Below are 22,902 nucleotides of genomic sequence, written 5' to 3'. Positions count from 1 at the left end.
AGCCTGAAGGTATGAGTGTCGATTCTTCGGTCAGTTCCTCACGTTTCTCCAGCGATGTCTATGCGTCCAGGCTCGCCCGCGCGGCTCGCCTGACGTCGGAAGCAGGCTTGGATGCCCTGTTGATCACCCCGGGTCCGGATCTGCAGTACTTGATCGGATCGAAGGCCAGCTCGTTCGAGCGTCTCATCGCTCTGGTCGTTCCGGCAGACGGCAGCACCCCCACGGTCGTGGTTCCGCGGCTCGAGCTCGCCGCTCTGGGCGATTCCGCGGCGCAGGAGCTGTCTCTGACGCTCGTCGACTGGGTCGACGGTGTCGACCCGTACGCGCTGGTGGCAGCGGCAGTTCCCGGCGGAACGAGAACAGCAGTCGCCGACGCCATGCCCGCGCTGCACTTCGTGCCGCTGGCAGGTGTCTTCGGCACGGTCCCGGTGCTGGCCACGGACGTGCTTCGCGAACTTCGAATGGTCAAGGATGCGGCCGAGATCGACGCGCTGCGGCGCGCCGGGCACGCCATCGACCGTGTGCACGCCCGGATGGGTGAATGGCTTCGAGTAGGCCGTACGGAAGCGCAGATCGCCTCGGACATCGCGGCCGCGATCGTCGAAGAAGGCCACACAGCACCGGAATTCATCATCGTCGGGTCGGGGCCTCACGGTGCCGATCCGCACCACGAGGTCTCCGATCGAGTCGTCGAGGCGGGCGACATCGTGGTGATCGACATCGGGGGACCGGTCGCACCGGGATACAACTCCGACTCGACCCGCACCTACAGTCTCGGCGAGCCGCCGGCGGAGATCGCCGAGCAGTACGCGGTACTCGAGCGGGCCCAGCAGGCGGCTGTCGATGCGGTGGTGCCCGGTGTCACGGCGCAGTCCATCGATGCGGCCGCCCGCGACGTCCTGGTCGACGCCGGTCTGGGCGAGGCGTTCCTGCACCGGACCGGTCACGGGATCGGCCTGTCGGTGCACGAGGAGCCGTACATCGTTGCGGGTAACGACATCATGCTGACCGAGGGGATGGCGTTCAGCATCGAGCCGGGAATCTACTTCCGCGGACAGTGGGGTGCACGCATCGAGGACATCGTCGTGGTCACCGCAGACGGGTGCGAGTCGGTCAACCTCAGGCCGCACGGTCTGGCTGTCCTGCCGGTGTGACGCCACCGGGCGAGGCCGAGTTCGTCTCGGTCGTTCGATCCAATCCCGCTGTCGGCGAGATACTTCGACGCGCACCGCAACTCGGGCTGCCCGGGTGGTATCTGACGGCGGGTGGCCTCTTCCAGACGGTGTGGAATCACCTGGCCGGTCGGGACATTCGCGTGGGCATCCGGGACTACGACTTCTTCTACTTCGACGACTCCGATCTGTCCTACGATGCGGAGAACGAGGTGATCGAGCGCGCGGCCTCGGTGTTCGCCGACCTCGGTGTGGACGTCGAAGTACGTAACGAGGCGCGCGTACACCTGTGGTACGAACAGCATTTCGGCTCTGCGATCGCACCGTACCGAAGTACTGAGGATGCGATCGATCACTTCGTCTCCACCACGTGCTGCTTCGGCATCACCACCGACTCGAGCGGAGCGGATGTCGTGTACGCACCGCACGGATTCGACGACCTCTTCGCAGGAATCGTGAGGCCGAACCCGCGGCTGCCGATGCGGCACGTGTACGAGGCCAAGGCTGCCCGGTGGACGACCGAATGGCCGAACCTGACTGTTCTTCCCTGGCCGTGAGGGTCGAGGTGGTGACTCGCTAGCGGTCGAGGAGCGAACGGCTACCCAGTACCCGCTGCACCTGTATCTCGATGACGACCCGGGTGGGGTTCTCTCTGGGTACGCGGTAGCGCTGCGCATAGCGGTTCTCCGCATCGACGACCGATTCACGATCGTTTCGGACCGACGCGGGCCCCTCCAACGTCAGCCAGCGGGCGCCGTCGATCTGAGTGACGGCGGCGTAGGCACCACGGCCTGCGTTGATGGACTTCTGCGATACGTCGTTGGTGATGACCCGAGCACACCGGGCTTCGGCATCGTAGGTGAAGCCGACTGCGACGACGTGCGGGGTTCCGTCTGGTCGCAGTGTCGTCAGAGTGGCCAGGTGCCGTTCGGCAAGGAATTCGAATGCGTCGTCGGCGAGGGCAGTCGCGTCTGCGGGGATGGCGGCCATGCCCCGACTGTAGTGAATGCGATTTCATCGGCAAGACTGGTCGGCGTGAGCAGACGAGCAGAACCCGCGGCCGGAACGCTGTTGCTGTTGGGCGGGCGCAGCGAGATCGGACTCGAGGTCGCTACCCGACTCGCCGCGGGGCGAACCGTCGTACTGGCAGCTCGGCGCAGCACCGACCTCGACGCCCAGCAACGACAAGTGCAGCAGGCGGGCGCGGACGCCGTCCACACCGTCGAGTTCGACGCGAACGCGATGGACACTCACGCCGAGCTTCTGAGCCGGGTTGCCGAGCGATACGGTCCGATCGGGATCGTGGTGCTGGCGTTCGGGATCCTCGGGGATCAAGCGCGCGCCGAGGACGACGCTCAGCACGCTCTCGACGTCATCACCACCGACTTCCTGGCTCAGGTTTCGGTGCTGACGCACGCATCGAAGCTGCTCCGAGCACAGGGAAGCGGCGACCTGGTCGTGTTCTCGTCGGTCGCGGGTGTTCGAGTGCGACGCGCCAACTACGTGTACGGATCCGCGAAGGCCGGTCTCGACGGGTTCGCCAGCGGACTGAGCGATTCACTGCACGGCAGCGGGGTGCATCTCCTGCTCGTTCGTCCCGGATTCGTCATCGGTTCCATGACAGAGGGGATGACACCCGCGCCCATGTCGAGTACGCCGGATCAGGTCGCCGACGGCGTCGTCGCGGCGCTGCGCAAGCGTCGGGCCAACGTGTGGATCCCCGGCACGCTGCGACCGGTGTTCTTCGCCATGCGTCTACTGCCGCAATGGCTCTGGCGCAGGATGCCGCGCTGATGGTGGCACCGGTGCCCACTCCGATCGTGGTCGTGGGAATCGGAGCGGACGGCTGGGACGGACTGTCTACCGTTTCCCGCACGGCCGTCGAGCAAGCAGATGTGGTGTTCGGCTCCGCCCGCCAGGTCGCGGGGGTGCGGGAGCACTGCACCGAGACCAGGACGTGGCCCAGTCCGTTGGTGCCGAATCTGCGGCCGATGATCGACGCCTGCGCAGGTTCTCGCGTGTGCGTGCTGGCCAGCGGGGATCCGATGTTCCATGGCATCGGGGTGACGCTGGCTCGGGAGTTCGGTGCCGAGCGCTTGTGGGTCCACCCGGCCCCGTCCTCGGTGTCGTTGGCCTGCGCGCGGTTGGGTTGGGCGCTCCACCACACCACGACGGTATCGCTGGTGAACAGCCCGGCCGAGACCGTGTTGCCCGAGTTGGCCGACGGTCGTCGGATACTCGTGTTGAGCCGGGGCAGCAGCACCCCGGGAGAGATCGCGGTGGTGTTGTCCGCCAACGGTTTCGGAGCGAGCGACATGACGGTCCTCGAGCAGCTCGGCGGACCGGCCGAGCGGGTCGCCGGCGGAACAGCCCGCGAGTCGACGTTCGAGGGCGTCGACCCGCTCAATGTCGTTGCGTTGCTGTGTGTCCGAGATCCCGGTGCGTCCCGCCACACCCGCATTCCCGGCCTGGTCGACTCTGTGTATACCGGAGACGGTCAGATGACCAAGCGGGAGGTTCGAGCACTGACTCTCAGCGCGTTGGCACCGGCACCCGGCGAGCTGCTGTGGGACATCGGGGGCGGATCGGGAACCATTGCCATCGAATGGATGCGGACCGACCGATCCTGTCGCGCAGTGACGTTCGAAAGTTCGCAGGCGCGCCGTGAGCAGATCGAGAGCAATGCACTGCACCTGGGAGTTCCGGGACTCGTGGTGCACGGCGGCGCCCCGGAGAGTTTCGCGGCGGTCTCGGACGCTGCACCGGACGCGGTGTTCATCGGTGGTGGGTTGACCGGTGCCGATATGCTCGAGGCGTGCTGGGACGCGGTGCGCACCGGCGGACGGGTGGTAGCGAATTCGGTGACCGCCGAATCGGATTCGTTGTTGCTGACCGCTGCGGCGACCTACGGTGGTGAGCTCCGCAGGTTCCAGATCTATCGCGGTGAACCGCTGGGCGCGTTCACGACGTGGCGACCACAGCTGCCGGTCACGCAATGGAGTGCGACCAAACGGTGAAAGTCCTGATTCTCGGTGGTACGACGGAGTCGCGGGCACTCGCGGCGACTCTGGACACGGTGCAGGGGATCGAGACGATCACCTCGCTGGCCGGACGAGTCGCGCAGCCGATTCTGCCCGTCGGACAGACACGAATCGGCGGCTTCGGGGGACCGGACGCCCTCGCAGTATGGTTGCGAGACAACGCAATCGACGTGGTGGTGGACGCGACGCATCCGTTTGCCTCCACCATCGGAGCACACGCCGAGCAGGCCACTCGGGCAGCGTCGATTGCGCTGCTGGTGCTGACGCGGCCACCGTGGACCGCAGGCGAGGGTGATCGATGGACCTCGGTTGCCTCGCTGCCCGACGCGGCGTCGGCGATCACCCTCGGCAGCAGGGTGTTCCTCACGACAGGCAGGCAAGGTGTTCACCATTTCGCGAGTGTCGATCACTCGTGGTTTCTGGTCAGAGCGATCGATCCTCCGACCGGGCCGGTGCCGCCGCACATGACGCTGCAACTGAGCCGTGGACCCTTCGACGTCGACCACGAGTCGATGATGCTCGCAGACAACCGAATCGACCTGTTGGTCACCAAGAACAGCGGCGGCGACATGACGCGAGCCAAGCTCGATGCCGCCCGAGCGGCATCGATTCCGGTGCTGATGGTCGACCGTCCTGCGCGAACCGGCTCGGCACCGACGGTGTTCGACGCCGCAGCCGCCGTGGCCTGGTTGACGAATCGGCTACGCGCTGCCTTCTGACGGGTACCGGCGGGACGTGAACACCTTCGGCCCGCTTCCCGTGTCGACCACCGTCGTCATCGATGATCCGATGATGAGCAGGCACCGCATGTCGATCGACTCCGGGTCGAGTTCGCCGAGCATGACGGTACGAACGGATTCCTGCAGGCTGCCCACTGCGCGTCCGATGACCACGGGGGTCTGCGGTGAACGATGCTCGAGCAGAATCTCTTTCATGGCCGCAACCTGCCAGGTTCGCGATTTGGAGGCCGGGTTGTAGATCGCGATCGCCATATCGGCTCCGGCGACAGCCGAGAGCCGCGCTGCGACGACGTCCCAGGGCTTGAGTCGGTCGGAGAGCGATATCACGGCATAGTCGTGTCCGAGGGGTGCACCGACTCGACTGGCAACAGCGTTGGCTGCCGTCATTCCCGGTATCACTCGTACCGGTACAGAACTCCACTGTTGTTCGGCTGCAACCTCGATGACCGCGGTCGCCATCGCGAAGACCCCCGGATCGCCCGAGGAGACCACGGCTACCCGTCGTCCCTGCTTGGCGAGATCGAGCGCAAAGGCGGCTCGTTCGGATTCGACCTTGTTGTCACTCGCGTGCCGAATCTGCCCGGGCCTCGGCGGTACCCGATCGATGTAGGTGACGTAGCCGACCAGATCGGTGGCGGCGGCCAGTTCGGCGCGCACCTCGTCGGTCGTCCATGCGTCGTCGCCAGGACCGAGACCCACGACGACCACTTCTCCGGTGTCGGTGGGCGTTTCGGCTCGGTTGGACGGGCTCGGCACGACGATCATCGAGAAGTACGGCACGTTGTCGGCGTCCGCGGCGTCGAGTATTCGCTGCTGGGGCGTGCTGGCGCGTTCGACGTAGCGCGCCTCGTCGAGCCGGCCGGAACGCTCCAGGGCCTCGAGCACCGTCGGGTAGGTCCGGCCCAGTTTCATGATGACCGCCGCGTCGGTGCCGCGGAGTCGGCGCGTGAGTTCGTCTGCGGGCAGTGTGCCGGGAAGCACGGTGAACACTTCGTCTCGCTCCACGAGCGGGGTTGCCAGCGCAGCCGAGGCGGCACTGACCGACGTCACGCCGGGCACGATCTCGACCTCGAAGCGGTCGGCCAACCGTTTGTGCATGTGCATGTAGGAGCTGTAGAACAGCGGATCACCCTCGGCGAGAAGGACTACGGAGCGTCCCGCGTCCAGGTGGGTGGCCAACCGTGCGGCAGCGGATTCGTAGAACTCGTCGATCGCACCCTGATATCCGCCGGGGTGCTCCGTGGTCTCGGTGGTCACCGGATACACCAGATGTTCCTCGAGCTGCCCGTCCCGCATGTACCCGGCCGCCAGTCCGCGGGAGATGCTGCGGCCGTGCCGTGCACTGTGGAAAGCGACCACATCGGCCTCGGCGATCACGCGAGCGGCCTTGACGGTCAACAACTCCGGATCGCCGGGCCCGACACCGACTCCCCACAGTTTTCCGGTGGTACTCATTCCTGTTCACTCGCAATGGCATTGACGGCGGCGACGGTGATGGGGCTGCCACCACGCCTGCCTCTGACGACCAGATACTCCACGCCGAGGTCGGCTGCGATCAGATCTTCCTTCGACTCCGCTGCGCCGATGAATCCGACCGGACCGCCGACGATGGCTGCGGGCTTCGGGGCCCCGGCCGCAAGCATTTCCATCAGGTGGAACAGTGCGGTCGGCGCGTTTCCGATCGCGACGACGGCGCCGCCGAGCTGGTCGCCCCACAACTCCAGCGCGGCAGCGGTTCTCGTGGTGCCCATACTCCGAGCCAAATCCGGTACCCGAGGATCGGACAGGGTGCACAGCACCTCGTTGTCGGCCGGAAGACGGCGACGAGTGATGCCGGCGGCGACCATGTTGGCGTCGCACAGAATCGGCGCGCCCGAGTTCAGTGCCGCGCGAGCGGAGGTCACGACTGCGGGGGTGTAGCCGATGGTCTCGGTCAGATCGATCTCTCCGACCGCGTGAATCATGCGCACGACGACCTGTGCAACGTCCGGTGCGAACCGAGACAGATCTGCTTCCGCTCGGATGGTCGCGAACGATTGTCGGTAGATCTCCGCGCCGTCGCGGACGTAGTCGTGCATGCGTTTCACGATAGGGGAGAGGGACCCCTCAGCAGAAAGGCGGTCGCACTCCGGCCGAGGCACCCACTCAGGACACGCGGTAGCCGATTCCCGTTGCGATGACGTCGGTCACCTCGCCCTTGGGTCGTCCGCAACGCCGTTCGCACCCGGACCAGTGTTGCCGCTCGTCGCGCGGAGTCATCCGGGCATCGACTGCAGCGGAGAGGTCGGCTCGTACGTCGGCCAACGACTTCTCACACCCCGGCGATCCGGTGCAGGCGCTCACCCGAATCCACGGTGATGCCGCGTCGAAGATCAGTCCCATCGGGGCCAGCACGCGGACGACCTGTTCGGCCGGTTCCTCGTCCAGATCACACACGATCAGCGATCGCCACGGGGTCATGATCAGCGGGCGGTCGATGGCCGCGAGGAACTCGGCGAGCCGCGACCCGAGAACTCCGTTGGCCAATCCCGCCGCCAGCGCCACCAGGCCGTCGTCCTGGTCGAGCCAGCCGATCGGTGGCACCTCCACGGGTGCGGGCATCGGCAGGACGGGGCCGGCAGAAAGCCCGAGTCGGTCGAGGATCTGTGCCGGTCCATCGTCCAGTTCGGCCACCCGCCACTGGGACTGCCGCAGTTCCACGAAGGCACCCGCGCAGTTCAGCAGCGTCGACACGACACTGGCGCTGTCCACGCGAACGCCGCTGTCCCGGCCCGCCAACAGCACCGCGTAGGACCCGTCGGACTGGGCGTAGGCACCGAAATCCGGTTCGAGGCCGCACAGGTCGCCTCGGCCGTCGTCGAGCGCGAACAGTGTCCTACCCGGCAGGTCTGCCAGATCGGGTCGCGCGCACAGGCCCTCGTCCAGCGCACCGACCAGCGCGCGCACATCGGTGAGGCCGCCCACCCGGCCCGAGAGGGGCGAGGCGAGGATGTTGCGCACTCGCTCGTGAGTCGAGGACGGCAGCAACCCTGCGTCGGCCAACCTGCTCGCGAAGCCGTCCGGGTCCGATACCGCGCGCACCTGGATATTGCCCCGCGAGGTCAGTTCCAACGTGCCGTCACCCAGCTCCGCAGCGGCCTGCGCCAGTACCTGCATCTGCCCTGGCAACACGACGCCGCCCGGCAGCCGGATTCGTGCCAGCGGCCCGTCCGCGGCCAGATGGGTCGTCAGCGCTCCGGGGCAGCCGTCGGGCACCGACCTCTCTGGCGAACTCATGGTCACCAGGCTACAAGCGCAACGGGTCGCCCGATTCCACGCTCGCCCCGGTAGCATTCGATGTCCACGGCTCCGGCCGAGAGGAAACCGGCGAGAATCCGGTACGGTCGCGCCACTGTGATGGCCCTTCGGTCCTTCGGGACGGGGCAGGAGTCAGACCCTCTCGCCGAGGAACCGACAAGAAGTTTCACCGATTTTCAGGGGCGCGAAACCCCCGAGGAGGGCGTTACCCGTGTTCTTGCTCCTGTCCACATCGGACACCGATCTGCTCAGTGCCCGTGCCAGTGGAGCCGACTTCACCTGGGGTAACCCCTCCCGCCTGCTCGCCGCCGATATTCCGGCGATGGCCGAATCCGCCGAGCTGATCATCGTCCGCATCCTGGGATCGCGGCGCTCGTGGGAGTCGGGCATCGATGCTGTCCTCGCCACCGGTCTCCCCGTCGTCGTTCTCGGGGGTGAGCAGGCTCCGGACGCAGATCTGATGGAGATCTCGACGGTACCTGCGAACGTCGCGGCGCAGGCGCACAACTATCTGGCCGAGGGCGGATCGGACAACCTTCGTCAGCTGTACAACTTCCTCTCCGACACCGTGCTGCTGACCGGACACGGTTTCGACGCGCCGCGGCACCTGCCGACGTGGGGCCACCTCGAGCGGACCTCCGCCCAGCACTCCGACGGTCCGACGGTGGCGATTCTGTACTACCGCGCCCAGCATCTGGCCGGAAACACCCACTACATCGACGCTCTCGCGACGGCTGTCGAGAACGCCGGAGCCACCGCCCTTCCGATCTACTGTGCGTCACTGCGTACGGCCGAAGCCGACCTGCTCGAGACCCTGAAGTCAGCGGACGCACTGATCGTGACCGTCCTGGCCGCAGGAGGCACCAAACCGGCCGGAGCGTCGGCGGGCGGCGACGACGAGTCCTGGAACGTCGCCGAGCTCGCTGCGCTCGACGTGCCGATCCTGCAGGGTCTGTGTTTGACGAGTTCGCGTGCGACGTGGGCCGAAAACGACGACGGCTTGTCTCCGTTGGACGTGGCCACGCAGGTCGCCGTGCCGGAATTCGACGGCCGCCTCATCACGGTCCCGTTCTCGTTCAAGGAGGTCGACGACGACGGCTTGACCACGTACGTCCCGGACCACGAGCGTGCCGCTCGGGTGGCAGGCATCGCCGTACGGCACGCGCGGCTGCGGCACATTCCGGCTGCCGACCGCCGTATTGCGCTGATGTTCTCCGCCTACCCCACCAAGCATGCGCGGATCGGTAACGCCGTCGGCCTCGACACCCCGGCCAGCGCGATCGCGTTGATGTCGGACATGCGCACCGCCGGCTACGACCTCGGACCGCTCGACGGCCCGGATTCGGTGCCGGGTCTGGCTGCCCGCGACGGTGACGCGCTCATCCATGCACTGATCGCCCGCGGCGGCCAGGATCCCAACTGGCTCACCGACGCCCAGCTCGAGGGCAATCCCCTTCGCATCTCGGCCGCGCAGTACGGCCGGTGGTTCGAGCAGCTTCCCGCTGATCTGCGAGACCGTGTCGTGGAGCATTGGGGCCCGGCACCGGGCGATCTCTACGTCGATCGCTCGGCCGACCGAGACGGTGAGATCGTCATTGCCGCCATGCAATTCGGCAACGTGGTCATCATGGTGCAACCGCCGCGCGGGTTCGGTGAGAAGCCGGTTGCGATCTACCACGACCCGGACCTACCGCCGAGCCATCACTATCTGGCGGCCTACCGGTGGATCTCGGCCACGAAGGCCGACGGCGGCTTCGGTGCGGACGCCATGGTGCACCTGGGTAAGCACGGCAACCTCGAATGGCTGCCGGGCAAGACGCTCGGTATGTCCGCCTCCTGCGGAACTGATGCGGCTCTCGGCGATCTGCCACTGATCTATCCGTTCCTCGTCAACGATCCGGGGGAGGGCACGCAGGCCAAGCGCCGCGCGCACGCCACGCTCGTCGATCACCTGATCCCGCCGATGGCGCGAGCGGAGAGCTACGGGGACATCTCCCGGCTCGAGCAGTTGCTCGACGAGCACGCCAACATCTCCGCGCTCGATCCGGCCAAGCTGCCCGCCATCAGGCAGCAGATCTGGACCTTGATGACGGCGGCACAGATGCACAAGGACCTCGGACTCGAGGAGCGCCCCGACGAAGAAGTGTTCGACGACATGCTGCTCAACGTCGACGGGTGGCTGTGCGAGATCAAGGATGTTCAGATCAGGGACGGCCTGCACATCCTCGGTCAGGAGCCGGTCGGTGATTCGGAAGTCGAACTCGTTTTGGCAATGCTGCGTGCACGCCAGATGTGGGGCGGCGAGCAGACAGTGCCCGGGCTTCGTGAAGCTCTCGGTCTGAGCGAGGACGGAGACGAGGAGCGGACGCGAGTCGACGCCGTGGAAGCAGTGGCCCACGGACTGGTCGCGGCGATGCAGGCAACGCAGTGGGATCCGGAAAAGGCCGACGAGGTGGCCGGTGAGCACGGCGAGACAGTGGCCGCGATCCTGAAGTTCGCCGCTGTCGAAGTGGTACCTCGGTTGCGCGGTACGTCTCGCGAAATCGCACAGATTCTTCATGCCCTCGACGGTGGATTCATCGCAGCCGGACCGAGTGGTTCCCCACTCCGCGGGCTCATCAACGTGTTGCCCACGGGTCGCAACTTCTACTCCGTCGATCCCAAGGCTGTGCCGTCGAAGCTCGCCTGGGAGACCGGGCAGGCCATGGCCGATTCGTTGCTGGAACGCTACAAGCAGGATCACGGCGAGTATCCGAAGTCCGTCGGACTGTCGGTGTGGGGCACCTCCGCAATGCGGACCTCCGGCGACGACATCGCCGAAGTCTTTGCGCTGTTGGGTGTCTCGCCCGTGTGGGACGAGGCATCACGCCGCGTCACCAGATTGGCCGTGATCGATCTCGCGGAACTCGATCGCCCGAGAATCGACGTCACCGTCCGCATCAGTGGATTCTTCCGGGACGCATTCCCACACGTACTCGCATTGCTCGACGACGCGGTACGCATGGTGGCGGCACTCGACGAGTCTGCCGAACAGAACTACGTGCGCGCCCACGCCCAGGCGGATATCGCAGAACATGGCGACGAACGACGGGCCACCACCAGGATCTTCGGGTCCAAGCCAGGAAGCTACGGCGCCGGTCTGCTGCAACTGATCGACAGCAAGACCTGGCGCAGCGACGATGACCTCGCTCAGGTCTACACCACGTGGGGCGGCTTCGCGTACGGCCGCGGTCTCGACGGCGTTCCCGCCTCCGACGACATGCGCACCGCCTACAAGCGCATTGCCGTCGCCGCCAAGAACACCGACACCCGTGAGCACGACATCGCCGATTCCGACGACTACTTCCAGTACCACGGCGGCATGGTTGCGACCGTGCGTGCGTTGACCGGAAAGTCGCCCGAGGCGTACATCGGCGACAGCACGCGCCCGGAATCGGTTCGCACGCGCACGCTCTCGGAAGAGACCGCCAGGGTGTTCCGCGCCCGGGTGGTGAATCCGCGGTGGCTCGAGGCCATGCGCAGGCACGGCTACAAGGGTGCGTTCGAGATGGCGGCGACCGTGGATTACCTGTTCGGTTACGACGCGACGACCGACGTGGTGCAGGACTGGATGTACGAGAAACTGGCCGAGACGTACGTGCTCGACGAGCAGAACAAGAAGTTCATGCAGCAGTCCAACCCGTGGGCCCTGCACGGGATCGCGGAGCGGCTGCTCGAAGCGGCCGAGCGAAAGATGTGGGCCGAGCCGGACAAGCAGGTTCTCGACGGCTTGCGCCAGGTGTATCTGGAAACCGAGGGCGAGCTCGAAGGGGAGTAGCGACGTACTCTGAGCGGTATGGCTGCCACCTTCGAAGACATTGCCAAGGGCAAGTACGTACTGCTGACGACGTTCAAGAAGGACGGAACCGGGGTCCCCACCCCGCTGTGGGGTGCCCTCGACGGGGATCGGCTGCTGGTCTGGACGGTGGCCGATTCGTGGAAGGTCAAACGAATACGCCGCAACCCCGCAGTCACCCTGGCGCCGTGCGACATGCGCGGTAACCCCCGGGGCGACGCGGTCGAGGCACGGGCCGAGATACTCGACGCGGCCGAGACGGAAAAGGCCCGGGCAGCGATCGCGTCGAAGTACGGCATTCTCGGTTGGCTCACGGTCAAGGGAAGCGTGCTGCGCCGGGGCAGGAGCGGCTCTGTCGGGCTGGCGATCACCGCCGCCTGAGAGCAGAAATTGGCACCATCGCTCGTATGCGCAGTTCCGAATGCTTCGTGAGGCAGCTTCCCCTGCTGTCGGAATGGAGCACCACGTGCCTATCGCAGTGACCGATTACAACCATGTTCGCCTCACCGTCAGCGACATCGACCGATCCCGGTCGTTCTACGACTCGGTGTTCGGCTTCGACGTCGCGTACGCCTGGGATCCCGACGCGGACGAAGAGACCAAGAGGGCCCTGTGGTTCCTCTTCGGCGGCGTCATCTACAAATTCGGCGGCGGTCTGCTCGGTCTGCGCCCGGTCGCGCCGAGCGACGACACGTTCGCCGAGGACCGTTGCGGGCTCGATCACGTCAGCTTCACCGTCGACACGCGCGCCGCACTCGAGGACGCAGTGAAGACGCTCGACGATTTGGGGATCGCGCACGAGGGCATCAAGGACGCAGGGCCCGGACTGTCCATCCTGGAGTTCCGCGACCCCGACAACATCGCGCTCGAGCTCTCCGGCCCGGACAAGTAGGCCGAGCTACCGAGCCCTACTGAGCGGCGCTCACCGAGGACATGTGGAAGTCGGGGATGCGTAGCGGGGGCATCGCCGTGCGAGTGAACCAGTCCTTCCACTCGCGCGGCAGTGTCGCTTCCGTTGCGCCCGCCTCGGTGACGCGTCGCACCAGGTCGAGTGGGCTCTCGTTGAACCGAAAGTTGTTCACCGCGCCGGTGATTCGACCGTTCTCGATGGCATAGACGCCGTCTCTGGTCAGCCCGGTGAGCAGCAGTGAGGTCGGATCGACCTCTCGGATGTACCAGAGCGTGGTCAGCAGCAGGCCACGCTCGGTTGCGGCGACCATCTCGTCCAGCCGGATATCGGTGCCGCCGGTCATGACGAGATTGTTTCCCGGGACCGCGACGGTTGCCCCGAATTTCTGCGCTGTTGCGCGCGGGTAGGACAGGGCCGCCACCGAACCGTCGCGCACCCAGTCGACGCGCTCGATGTCCATTCCGTTGTCGAACACCGATACCGAATCACTCGACGACCCGGCTAGCACGAACGGCGCGTACTCGAGTCCGGATGCGCGCGGATCGGAGTACAGCGTGAGTGGCAGGTCGGTGAGTTTCTCACCGACTCGCGTTCCGCCTGCCCGCGAGAGTGCGGTGCGGCCCTCCTGCGCTCCGCGGCCTTCCATGGTCCACATCAGGTAGATCATCAGGTCGGCCACCGCCGACGGGGGCAGCAGAGTCTGGTATCGACCGGCGGGCAGTTCGACGGTGTTTCGGGCCCAGCCGAGTCGGGTGGACAGCTCGGCCAACATGGTTCGGGCAGAGACGTCCTGGAAGTCGGTGGTTCCGGTGCCTACCCAGGCGCTCGCACCGGATCGCTTGCCGTTGATCTCGACCGATCCGGTGGGCTGCGTGAACGTACGACGCACACCGGTCGAGGTTCCGAGCCAGACGTTGTCGACGGTGTGCTGCGCGAATCCGTACAGCGTGTCCTCGCCATCGAAACCGACGTTCAATTCCGTGGCCAGCGAGCCGAACACGTCGATCGACGTGTGCTGTGCTCGGCGGTCCCAGTCGTGCGGGTCCGGGGCTGACTCTGGAGGCAGCAAGGGCATCGCGTCGTCGGCGGGCCCCGCAGATCGCGCAGCCGCTTCGCTCGCGCGTACCACGGCCTCGATGTCGTCCGGATCGACGCTGGTCGACGAGACGGTCCCCACCCGCGCGGAGTTCGAATCTCGCACGATCGAGATCACTTCCCAGCGCCGGGAGGTGGCAATTCCGTTGGTGGTCATGGAGTTTCCGGCCCACCGCAGAGTTGCGTCGCTGGAATCGGTGACGATCACGATGGTGTCGTCGACACTCGCGCAGGCGAGTGCACGTTCGATCACGAGCTGCGGCGCGATCATCGACCTGCCTCCGATCGGGTGTTGAGGACGTTGACGCCGCGGAACAACGCGACAGGGCAGCCGTGGCTGACGGCGGCAACCTGCCCGGGTTGGGCCTTGCCGCAGTTGAAGGCGCCGCCGAGTCGCCACGTGGACGGTCCGCCGAGCAGTTCCATCGAGCCCCAGAATTCGGTGGTGGTCGCCTGGTACGCCACATCACGCACCTGGCCGTCGAGCACGCCGTTGCGGATTCGGTAGAAGCGTTGACCGGTGAACTGGAAGTTGTAGCGTTGCATGTCGATCGACCAGGACTTGTCGCCGACGACGTAGATGCCGTCCTCCACCTCACCGATGATGTCGGCTGTGGATCGATCGGTGTCGGGGTCGGCCTGTAGCGACACGTTCGCCATCCGCTGGATCGGAACGTGATGCGGAGAATCGGCATAGGAACACCCGTTGGACCGCTCGAGACCGAGTTTCGGCGCGAACACTCGATCGAGTTGGTAACCGACGAGTGTCCCGCCGCGGACCAGGTCCCATCTCTGCGACGCCACTCCGTCGTCGTCCCAGCCGATACTGGCCAGACCGTTGATCTCGGTTCGGTCGGCCGTGACGTGCATGATGGGCGATCCGTAGCGCAACGTACCCAGCTGGTCCGGGGTCGCGAACGAGGTGCCGGCGTAGGCGGCCTCGTAGCCGATGGCCCGATCGTATTCCGTTGCGTGCCCGATCGACTCGTGAATGGTGAGCCACAGGTTGGTCGGATCGATGACGAGATCTGTCGGTCCTGCCACGACGGACGGTGCCTTCACTTTCTCGGCCAACCATTCGGGGATCCGGGCCAGCTCGTCGGTCCAGTCCCACGTGCCGTGCTCACCCAGGTACTCCCAGCCTCGTCCGACGGGTGGCGCGAGGGTGCGCATGGTCTCGAACGCACCGGCGGATCGATCCACCGTGGTCGCCTCGAACTGTGGATGTAGTCGCACGCGCTGCTGAGTGATTTTGCTACCGGCCAGATCCGCGTAGAACGACTGCTCCTTGACCTGCAGAACCGAGGCGGTGACGTGGTCGACGCCGTCCGACGCGGCCAGCCGGGACGAGTACTCCGCCAGCAGTGCCACCTTCTCGGCGGTGGGTACCTCGAACGGATCGATGTCGTACTCCGACACCCAGGTTGCATTCGAGTACACCGGCTCGGAAGCGAGTTCGACGCGTTCGCGATTGAGTGCGCGCAGCACTGTGGCCACCTCGACTGCACTCCGGGCCGTGGCTGCGGCTGCGTCGACGCCGAGTTCGGCGTGCGATGCGAATCCCCAGGTGCCGTCGACCACGACCCGCACTGCGAGACCGATCTCCCCGGCGTCGATAGCGGATTGAACGGAGCCGTCGCGCAGCGAGATCGACTGAGTCGTCAAGCGCTGCACACGAACATCGGCGTGCGTTGCCCCGGCCGACCGTGCCGTGCTCAGCGCGGCGTCCGCGAGAGCCTGCAGGGGCAGAGCCAGGAAGTCGGCGTCGACCGAGCGATCGGATTGTCTCGTCACGCCTACTGACGCTAGCCGAATTGTTGCCATCCGAGTCGAACGACCATCCCCACGACCACGACGAGCAGGACGATTCTCACGAATCCGGCACCGCGGGCGACCGCTGTCCGCGACCCGAGGACGGCACCGAACACGTTGCACACCGCCATGACCGCTCCGAGTTGCCAATAGACGCTGCCGGTGACGGCGAAGAAGGCGAGGGCACCGACGTTGGACCCGACGTTGATCACCTTGGCCATCGCGGCGCTGCGCACGAACTCGGTTCCGAGCATCGTGGCGAAGACGATGATCAGGAACGTTCCGGTGCCGGGCCCGAGAATGCCGTCGTAGAAGCCGATTCCGGCGGCTGCGCAACCGATGACGATCAGAACTTTACGATGGGTGGGCGGCGACGGTGCCGAGGTTCGACCGATGGTCGGACGGCAGGTGACCAGTACGGCCACACCGACGAGAACGACCATGATGATCGGGATGAACAGCTCGCGATCGATCAACGACACTGCAGCAGCGCCTGCCGCCGAAGTCACGGCGGCGAGGACGCCGGCCGGAATCAGCACCGCCCAGTCGAGCGAGACCTTCCGAGCGAAGGTGACGACGGCGGCGACGGTACCGAATACGGCAGTCGCCTTGTTCGTCGCCAGCGCTGCCTGCTGCGTGAGCTGAGGTGCCACGAGGAGGATCGCGGGCAACAGGATGAGGCCGCCTCCGCCCACCACGGCGTCGACCCAACCGGCGGCCGTGGCAGCGACCATCAGCAATCCCCAGTCGGCAGCAGTCATACGGCAAACTCAATCACATGCGTCGATTCAGTCTGTGGCTCCGTGGGCAGCCGTTCGTGGCCGATGCGCTGCTGGCGGTCGGGCTGTTCGTCGTCGACATTCTGGTGTTCGTCAGCTCGGTCGACGGTCTCAACGGACCGTTGTTCCTGGTCTTCTCGGTCGTGCTGACGATTCCCGTCGCGTGGCGACGCCGTCTGCCTCGCTCGATCGCAGCGCTCACTCTCGTCACCACGCTCGGCTCGGACATAGCGGGCAGCCTGGCGGGCGATGCGTACAACGGTCATCCGGCCGCTCTGGCCCTGCCGATCATGCTCTACACCCTCGTTGCGTACGTCGGTCGAGTTCAGGGCGGAATCTATGCCGCCGCGCTCGCCGCGTACACCGCCGCGAACCTGTACCTGTTCGCCCAACCGGTCTTCACGACACTGTTGTTCAGCGCGCTGATGTATGCGCTGTCGTGGGTTGCGGCGGAATTTCTCGGTGCCCGCAGGGCATACGACGAAGCGACGCAGGCCCGACTCGTCGTGGCCGAGTACGACAGGGACCGACGCGCCGAAGAGGCAGTTATCACCGAGCGCACGCGGATCGCACGCGAACTGCACGACGTCATTGCCCACAGTGTCAGTGTGATGGTGGTCCAGGCCGACGGTGCCTCGTATGCGATCAGGCGCAACCCCGATCGCGCGGAGCAGGCCGTTGCCAACATCTCCGCTACGGGCCGGTCGGCGCTCGCGGAGTTGCGTCGAACGGTCGCGTTGCTGCGGACGTCGCCCGACTCGGACGACATGCCCCAGTACGGGACCGCAGGCCTGGCCCGGGTCGTCGAGATGATGGGTCGCGCCGGATTGAACGTCGAGCTCGAACAGACCGGGAACCTGGACGACATCAGCCCGGCGATCAGCCTCGGAGTGCACCGGTTGGTCCAGGAATCGCTGACCAATGTCCTACGGCACGCAGGCCATGCACCGCGCGCCGTAGTCAAAGTGGTTCGCGAAGAAGAGGCGGTCACCGTCGAGATTTCGGACAACGGCACCGGCTCCGGCGCACCGACGTCCGCGGACGGCGGTGGACACGGACTGCTCGGAATGCGCGAGCGAGTAGCGGTGCTACGAGGCACCCTGCACGCGGGTCGGACGCCACACGGCAATTGGCTCGTGCGGGCAACACTGCCGATCGAGTGAGGGCTAGGTTGAGTCGGTGCCGATCACCGTTGTCGTCGTGGACGACCAGGAACTCATGCGCATGGGCTTGAACATGGTGCTCGAGGCGCAGGACGACATCGAGGTGGTGGGGGAGGCCTCCGACGGGGCGGGTGCCGTCGAGGCCGTGGCCAGATTGGCACCTGCAGTGGTGCTGATGGACGTCCGCATGCCCGGCATCGACGGCGTGGCCGCCACCCGAACCATCACCGAATCAGGTTCGGACGCCAAGGTTCTGGTGATGACGACCTTCGATCTCGACGAACATGTCCTCGGTGCGCTCAGGGCGGGGGCCAGTGGATTCCTGCTCAAGGACACACCACCGGAGGACCTGGTCTCCGCGATTCGCAGCGTGGCCGCGGGCGATGCCGTCGTCTCACCCAAGGTCACCAAGCGTTTGCTCTCGAGGTTCGTCGCACAGACTCCGTCGACCACCGATGCCTCCGTTCTCGACGCTCTCACCGGCCGTGAGCGCGAGGTGCTGGTGCATTTGGCGACCGGCTTGTCCAATGCCGAGATAGCGGTAGCCCTGCATCTTTCCGAGGCGACGATCAAGACTCACATCGGCCGAATTCTGACGAAGTTGGGTGTCCGCGATCGCGTCCAGGCCGTCGTGCTGGCGTACGAAACCGGCCTCGTCCGGCCGGGTTCCTGAGAACTTCCCGGCAAACCGGTCACCCCGGGAGCGATTTCGATGCCCCGCGCGTTGTACCGGTGAAGCGAAGAAAGGACCGTCATGCTCGCTCTGTTCGTACTCTATGTCGTGGTCGAGGTCGCAGCGCTGGTCGCCGTGGGAAGCGCGCTCGGTGTTCTCTGGACAGTCGTACTGCTGATCGGCGGATCGCTGATCGGGTCACTGCTGGTGCGATCGCAGGGCAGACGCGTGTTGGACGGTCTGCAGAGGGCATCGCGAGGCGAGCGATCGGCCGGTGGAGCCGTGGCCGATGGAGCTCTCTTCGCCGCAGGGTCGGTCGCAATGTTCGTGCCGGGTCTGGTCACCACGGTGATCGGACTGCTGTTGTTGATCCCGCCGACCAGGTGGCTGCTGCGCCCAGCGGTGATGTGGGCCGCCGCACGCTGGTTGCCGCAGGTTGCGACCGCAACCAGGCGCATGCGCCCCACCGTCATCGACGGTGAGATCCTCGACGATCAGGTCGACGACAGCACGCGCGCACCGAATGCATCCGGTTCTGCGCTGATCCTCGAAGGACAGGTGATCGAGGCCGACCGCTTCGACCCCACCGCCGGGGATTTCCGGAAGCCACACCGGTAGGGGCAGACTGGTCGTTCGTGACCACCGAATTGTTCTGCGGCGGACGGATCTACAGTCCGATGGCGTCCGACGCCACCGCCATGGCCGTGACCGATGGAATCGTCAGTTGGATCGGTGAGGATCGCACCGGGCGAGCGCTCCACCCAGGGGTCCGCATCACCGACCTGGCCGGGTCCTTCGTGGCACCGGCGTTCGTGGATACGCACGTGCACGTCACCGACCTGGGGCTCACGTTGATCGGACTCGATCTGTCGGGCTGCTCCTCGCTCGAAGACTGTATGCGGGTGCTCGCCGAGCATGCATCGTCGTCCTCGGACGCACTGGTGTGGGGACACGGCTGGGACGAAACCGGGTGGCCCGAACATCGCGCACCGTCGACAGCCGACCTCGATGCCGCAGCGCCCGGACGCCCGGTGTACCTCACTCGCATCGATTCGCATTCGGCCGCCGTCTCGACGCCGTTGCGCGTCGCCGCGATCGGAATCGAATCCACCACCGGCTTCTCGGGGCAGGCCACGCTCACTGCTGCCGCCCATCACCTCGCGCGGCTGACGGCACGGTCGATGATCACGGCCGGCACCCGGGATCGGGCTCGAACGGCTGCTCTCGACAGTGCTGCGGCGCACGGAATCGTTGCCGTTCACGAATGTGCTGGTCCGATCGTGTCGGGTATCGACGACTTCCGTGAACTGATGGCCACCGACCACGGGGTGGAGGTTCGCGGATATTGGGGCGAGCTGGTCGAGACGGCCGAGCAGGCGCAGCAGCTACTCGACGACACCGGTGCCCACGGGCTGGCCGGTGACATCTTCGTCGACGGCTCGTTGGGGTCGCGGACCGCGTGGTTGTCCTCGCCGTATGCCGACGGCTCCGGATCGGGCGTCCCGTACGAGGACGTCGATGCGATCGCCGCTCACATCTCGGCGTGCACGACGGCCGGAGTACAGGCGGGTTTCCACGTGATCGGAGACGCGGCGATCTCGGCTGCCGTCACCGCATTCGAGCGGGTGGTGGCCGAGCTCGGAACTCCGGCCGTCGCCGCGTGCGGGCATCGGCTCGAACATCTGGCAATGGTCGCACCCGAGCAGGCCGACAAATTGGCCTCGTGGGGCGTGATAGCGAGCATGCAACCGATGTTCGACGCACTATGGGGCGGTTCGGGAGGGTTGTACTCGGCACGGCTCGGCGCAGATCGTGCGTCGGCGCTCCATCCGTTCGCGCGCTTGGCATCGGCTGGGGTGTCGCTCGCATTCGGTTCGGATGCGCCGGTCACCCGACTCGATCCGTGGGCGACGGTCAGAGCGGCGGTCAACCACCACACGCCGGGCAGTGCCATCTCGCCTCGGGCCGCTTTCTCGGCCGGTACCCGCGGAGCATGGCGCGCGGGCGGAGTCCGAGACGGCTTGGCAGGGACGTTGGTGCCGGGAGCGCCCGCGTCCTTCGCGGTGTGGGAGGTCGACGAACTCGTCGTCCGAGCTCCCAAGGACAGCGTGCAACGGTGGTCGACGGACCCACGCGCTGGGGTGTCTCCGTTGCCCGGTCTCGACCCGTCGTCCACCAGCCCACAGTGCTCGATGACCGTTCATCGCGGGCAGGTCATCCATGAGAACTGAGTCCACTTCGGGTGTCGGGACGGTGGCCTCGTCAGCGGAGCGGATAGGCCGGGCCTCGATGTCGACTGCGCTCTCCGTTGCCGGCGGTGCACTGATATTCGCGAGCTTTCCTCCGCGAACCCTGTGGTTCCTGGCACCGCTGGGTATCGCGCTGCTGGCCCTCGTTCTGACCGGCTTCGGCGGCCGCAGGTCGGTATCGCTGAAGGCGGGATTCGGCTACGGCTGTGCCGCCGGACTGGGGTTCTTCGTTCCGCTCCTTCCATGGATCGGTGTGTACGTAGGACCGATGCCCTGGCTGGCGCTCGCCGCCGCCGAGTCCGTCTTCGTCGGCCTGTTCGGAGTGCTCGGGGTGTTGGCAGCGCGGAGTGCCTGGTGGCCGTTGTCGATGGCATTGGCCTGGAGTCTGACCGAATGGCTCAGATCCACTGTTCCCTTCGGTGGCTTTCCGTGGGGCAGGTTGGCGTTCGGACAACCCGAGGGCTGGCTGCTTCCCTTGGCGAGCATCGGGGGTGCACCGTTGCTCAGTTTCGGCGTGGCGCTGACCGGAACCGGGACGGCGGCGCTGCTGCTCGCGGTCTGTCGGCGAGACGGAGCGCGTTCGTACCTCGGACCGATCGCCGCCACGACGGTCGCGTCCATCGTGGCGCTGGCGCTGCTACCGACGCTGCACAGCAACGACGCACCGGAGAGCGACGAACGGACGGTGACGATCGCGGCCGTCCAGGGAAGCGTTCCGCGTCTGGGTCTCGATTTCAACGCACAGCGGCGAGCGGTGCTGGACAATCACGTCCGGGAGACGATGACGTTGGCCGCTGACGTCGAGGCCGGCAGGCAACCTGCCCCGGATCTCGTCGTGTGGCCCGAGAATGCGTCCGATATCGATCCGTTGAGAAATGCCGACGCTGCGACCCTCATCACACAGGCGTCGGTGGCTGTCGGGGCTCCGATTCTCGTCGGCACCGTACTGGTCAATGCCGATGGCACGAACACGAATTCGGTGATTGCGTGGAACGGTACCGATGGGCCCGGTGAGCGGCACGACAAGAAGATAATTCAACCGTTCGGCGAATACTTACCATTCAGAAGTTTTTTCCGATTGTTTTCGGAATATGCCGACCGAGCGGGTTATTTCGTCCCCGGCAGCGGAAATGGAGTGGTACGCGCTGGGGGAATAGCGGCCGGAATAGCGACGTGCTACGAAGTCGCATTCGATCGTGCCCTCGAGGAATCGGTCCGATCGGGCGCAGAGTTCATCGCCATACCCACCAACAACGCGACCTTCGGCGACACCGAGATGACCTACCAACAACTCGCGATGTCCAGAGTACGAGCCGTCGAGCACGGGAGAACTGTCGTGGTTGCGGCGACGAGTGGCGTCAGCGCGATCGTGTCGCCGGACGGCGACGTGCTGCAAGAGACGCCGCTGTTCACCGCCGACGTGCTGGTGTCGAGTGTCGAGCTGCGTCGAACGCTTACCGTCGCGACGCGGATCGGCTTCGGATCGGAACTGTTCCTATGTCTGGCCGCCGTCGTCGGAATCGGCGCGACGCTGCTGGCTGGGAGGCGATGCCTCAGCCCATAAACAATCACCAAGTCGGTATTGGTGCATCTTTTGAATCTTCGAGTCGGTAAATCGCCGGACGTGACGTTTTTCGACAATCTGGAGTCATTCGTTCGATCTAATAGCGCACGTTCGAGTGGTGCACACAGTCACTCCTGTAACAGGCTGGAAGCGGCGGTCGATGCTTTTTATGACTACTGCACAAAAGGCCAGAGCCAATGTTGTATCTTTGTAAGCCGCTGGACGTGTTGGAGGCTGGTTTTCGGGTGTGGCTTCAGTGGATGGCCGAGCAGAACATCGGCTACACGTGGGTTTGGGATCGAAGTATCGACGCCGACATTGTGTCCGGGTCGCACATCTGGCCGGGGAGGGGAAGTGTGTGTCGCAGACGACGGTAGATTCGGGCATCAACACATGCTCGTCGTACGAACTCACAGTTCGGTCCATACGGTAAAACAGGGATCGTCCCCGTTTCAATCCGGTCGACTACGCGCGACGAACCAATACAAGCCCTGTTAAGCCATCGAGCGTGTGCGAACCGACACGAACGCAGACCAGAACGGAAGCCAGAATTGCTCAATCGCGCGCTCAAG

The 22,902-nt window shown here is 65.7% G+C and carries 20 protein-coding genes; 13 read left to right on the top strand and 7 right to left on the bottom strand.

Annotation, left to right across the window (positions count from 1 at the left end):
- Positions 1 to 11 precede the first annotated feature (11 nt).
- Positions 12 to 1,154 (top strand): Xaa-Pro peptidase family protein, encoded by a 1,143-nt coding sequence (locus tag R4P57_RS15910; RefSeq protein WP_317803790.1) that lies wholly within the window; start codon positions 12 to 14, stop codon positions 1,152 to 1,154.
- On the top strand, positions 1,151 to 1,729 hold the full coding sequence (locus R4P57_RS15905) for a nucleotidyltransferase family protein (protein ID WP_317803789.1): 579 nt from the start codon (positions 1,151 to 1,153) through the stop codon (positions 1,727 to 1,729). The genes R4P57_RS15910 and R4P57_RS15905 overlap by 4 nt, the downstream gene beginning before the upstream one ends.
- Before the next feature lie 19 nt (positions 1,730 to 1,748).
- Here R4P57_RS15905 and R4P57_RS15900 read toward each other — a convergent pair whose 3' ends face one another.
- The gene (locus R4P57_RS15900) at positions 1,749 to 2,162 is read right to left on the bottom strand and encodes a TIGR03618 family F420-dependent PPOX class oxidoreductase (protein WP_317803788.1); all 414 of its coding nucleotides are present in this window, start codon (positions 2,160 to 2,162) and stop codon (positions 1,749 to 1,751) included.
- A gap of 45 nt (positions 2,163 to 2,207) precedes the next feature.
- On the opposite strand from R4P57_RS15900, the gene R4P57_RS15895 reads away from it, so the two are divergent.
- From R4P57_RS15895 to R4P57_RS15885, 3 genes are read left to right on the top strand one after another with little or no spacing between them, the layout of a single operon-like run.
- Entirely contained in the window at positions 2,208 to 2,966 is a 759-nt protein-coding gene (locus R4P57_RS15895; RefSeq protein ID WP_317803787.1) for an SDR family NAD(P)-dependent oxidoreductase, read from the top strand.
- On the top strand, positions 2,939 to 4,189 hold the full coding sequence (gene cbiE, locus R4P57_RS15890; RefSeq protein ID WP_317803786.1) for a precorrin-6y C5,15-methyltransferase (decarboxylating) subunit CbiE: 1,251 nt from the start codon (positions 2,939 to 2,941) through the stop codon (positions 4,187 to 4,189). The genes R4P57_RS15895 and cbiE overlap by 28 nt, the downstream gene beginning before the upstream one ends.
- Positions 4,168 to 4,932, top strand: a complete 765-nt coding sequence (locus R4P57_RS15885) for a cobalt-precorrin-6A reductase (protein WP_411742373.1) — start codon at positions 4,168 to 4,170, stop codon at positions 4,930 to 4,932. The genes cbiE and R4P57_RS15885 overlap by 22 nt, the downstream gene beginning before the upstream one ends.
- Here the strand turns inward: R4P57_RS15885 and R4P57_RS15880 are convergent.
- The 3 genes from R4P57_RS15880 to cobG all read right to left on the bottom strand — a co-directional run bounded on the left by R4P57_RS15880 (position 4,915) and on the right by cobG (position 8,229).
- Positions 4,915 to 6,408, bottom strand: a complete 1,494-nt coding sequence (locus tag R4P57_RS15880; protein WP_317803784.1) for a precorrin-2 C(20)-methyltransferase — start codon at positions 6,406 to 6,408, stop codon at positions 4,915 to 4,917. The two genes, R4P57_RS15885 and R4P57_RS15880, sit on opposite strands and share 18 nt — an antisense overlap.
- Positions 6,405 to 7,031: a precorrin-8X methylmutase gene (locus R4P57_RS15875; protein ID WP_317803783.1), complete on the bottom strand. Its 627-nt coding sequence runs from the start codon at positions 7,029 to 7,031 to the stop codon at positions 6,405 to 6,407. Before R4P57_RS15875 ends, R4P57_RS15880 begins: the two co-directional genes overlap by 4 nt.
- A gap of 67 nt (positions 7,032 to 7,098) precedes the next feature.
- Positions 7,099 to 8,229 (bottom strand): precorrin-3B synthase, encoded by a 1,131-nt coding sequence (gene cobG, locus R4P57_RS15870; protein ID WP_317803782.1) that lies wholly within the window; start codon positions 8,227 to 8,229, stop codon positions 7,099 to 7,101.
- A 232-nt stretch (positions 8,230 to 8,461) separates the two neighbouring features.
- Here cobG and cobN point away from each other — a divergent pair, with 232 nt between their 5' ends.
- The 3 genes from cobN to R4P57_RS15855 all read left to right on the top strand — a co-directional run bounded on the left by cobN (position 8,462) and on the right by R4P57_RS15855 (position 12,977).
- Entirely contained in the window at positions 8,462 to 12,067 is a 3,606-nt protein-coding gene (gene cobN / locus R4P57_RS15865) for a cobaltochelatase subunit CobN (protein ID WP_317803781.1), read from the top strand.
- A gap of 18 nt (positions 12,068 to 12,085) precedes the next feature.
- Positions 12,086 to 12,466 carry a PPOX class F420-dependent oxidoreductase gene (locus tag R4P57_RS15860; protein ID WP_317803780.1) on the top strand — a complete coding sequence of 127 codons (381 nt, stop codon included), beginning with the start codon at positions 12,086 to 12,088 and terminating at the stop codon, positions 12,464 to 12,466.
- 85 nt (positions 12,467 to 12,551) lie between these two features.
- Positions 12,552 to 12,977 carry a VOC family protein gene (locus tag R4P57_RS15855; RefSeq protein WP_317803779.1) on the top strand — a complete coding sequence of 142 codons (426 nt, stop codon included), beginning with the start codon at positions 12,552 to 12,554 and terminating at the stop codon, positions 12,975 to 12,977.
- 16 nt (positions 12,978 to 12,993) lie between these two features.
- Here the strand turns inward: R4P57_RS15855 and R4P57_RS15850 are convergent, their stop codons facing one another.
- The 3 genes from R4P57_RS15850 to R4P57_RS15840 are packed head-to-tail and all read right to left on the bottom strand — an operon-like array spanning position 12,994 to position 16,663.
- Positions 12,994 to 14,361, bottom strand: a complete 1,368-nt coding sequence (locus R4P57_RS15850) for a metallopeptidase TldD-related protein (protein ID WP_317803778.1) — start codon at positions 14,359 to 14,361, stop codon at positions 12,994 to 12,996.
- The gene (locus R4P57_RS15845; protein WP_317803777.1) at positions 14,358 to 15,914 is read right to left on the bottom strand and encodes a TldD/PmbA family protein; all 1,557 of its coding nucleotides are present in this window, start codon (positions 15,912 to 15,914) and stop codon (positions 14,358 to 14,360) included. Before R4P57_RS15845 ends, R4P57_RS15850 begins: the two co-directional genes overlap by 4 nt.
- Complete coding sequence (locus R4P57_RS15840; protein ID WP_317803776.1) at positions 15,896 to 16,663, bottom strand: TSUP family transporter; 768 nt, start codon at positions 16,661 to 16,663, stop codon at positions 15,896 to 15,898. Before R4P57_RS15840 ends, R4P57_RS15845 begins: the two co-directional genes overlap by 19 nt.
- 17 nt (positions 16,664 to 16,680) lie before the next feature.
- Between R4P57_RS15840 and R4P57_RS15835 the strand changes: the two genes are divergently transcribed.
- The 5 genes from R4P57_RS15835 to lnt all read left to right on the top strand — a co-directional run bounded on the left by R4P57_RS15835 (position 16,681) and on the right by lnt (position 22,330).
- The gene (locus R4P57_RS15835; RefSeq protein ID WP_317803775.1) at positions 16,681 to 17,844 is read left to right on the top strand and encodes a sensor histidine kinase; all 1,164 of its coding nucleotides are present in this window, start codon (positions 16,681 to 16,683) and stop codon (positions 17,842 to 17,844) included.
- A 16-nt stretch (positions 17,845 to 17,860) separates the two neighbouring features.
- A complete protein-coding gene (locus tag R4P57_RS15830) occupies positions 17,861 to 18,517 on the top strand; it encodes a response regulator transcription factor (protein ID WP_317803774.1) in 657 nt (218 codons plus the stop codon).
- Between the two features lie 81 nt (positions 18,518 to 18,598).
- Positions 18,599 to 19,135, top strand: coding sequence for an FxsA family protein (locus tag R4P57_RS15825; protein WP_317803773.1), 537 nt, complete (start codon positions 18,599 to 18,601; stop codon positions 19,133 to 19,135).
- Between the two features lie 17 nt (positions 19,136 to 19,152).
- Positions 19,153 to 20,748 (top strand): amidohydrolase, encoded by a 1,596-nt coding sequence (locus R4P57_RS15820; RefSeq protein WP_317803772.1) that lies wholly within the window; start codon positions 19,153 to 19,155, stop codon positions 20,746 to 20,748.
- A 58-nt stretch (positions 20,749 to 20,806) separates the two neighbouring features.
- Positions 20,807 to 22,330, top strand: a complete 1,524-nt coding sequence (gene lnt, locus R4P57_RS15815) for an apolipoprotein N-acyltransferase (RefSeq protein ID WP_317803948.1) — start codon at positions 20,807 to 20,809, stop codon at positions 22,328 to 22,330.
- Positions 22,331 to 22,902: the final 572 nt, after the last annotated feature.

It is taken from the genome of Rhodococcus sp. IEGM 1330, assembly GCF_033142445.1.
GTDB lineage: Bacteria > Actinomycetota > Actinomycetes > Mycobacteriales > Mycobacteriaceae > Rhodococcoides.
This window is presented reverse-complemented; position numbering and strand designations above follow the sequence as displayed.